At 64.4% G+C, this 438-nt stretch carries 1 protein-coding gene; it reads left to right on the forward strand.

Going from position 1 to position 438, the window contains the following annotated elements; all coding sequences use genetic code 11:
• Window positions 1-438 (forward strand): PA2169 family four-helix-bundle protein (locus LC407_RS20825; protein ID WP_223483531.1); only part of this gene is annotated, 438 nt, incomplete at both ends.

The following is a 438-nucleotide window of genomic DNA, read 5'->3' on the forward strand; positions in this document are numbered from 1 at the left end:
CCCAGGCGAAGACCACGCATACCCTCAACGACCTGATCGAAATCGCGCGCGACGGCAAGGACTTCTACACCGAAGCGGCGCAGAAGGTGAAAGATGCCGAACTGTCGGCGCTGTTCGTGCGCATCGCAGGCGTCAAGGCCGACATCGTCACCAGCCTGAGTTCGGCGGTGGTCGCCGCGGGCGGCAAGCCGGCCGAGCACGGCACCTTCGTCGGCTCGATGCAGCAGTTCTACGGCAAGGTACGCGCGACCCTCGGCGACACCCAGTACGGCTATGTGGCCGAACTGGAAGAGTCGGAAGACCGTCTGCTCAAGGCTTTCAACGAGACCTTGTCCGACAGCGACACCCCGCCGGCCGCGCGCGTCGAAGTCGAGCGCCTGTTGCCGCAGGTGCGCGAATGCCATCAGGTGATGAGCACGCGCAAGCGTACGTTGAAAG

It is taken from the genome of Stenotrophomonas sp. OVS01A, from assembly GCF_019969775.1.
Classification (GTDB): domain Bacteria; phylum Pseudomonadota; class Gammaproteobacteria; order Xanthomonadales; family Xanthomonadaceae; genus Stenotrophomonas; species Stenotrophomonas indicatrix.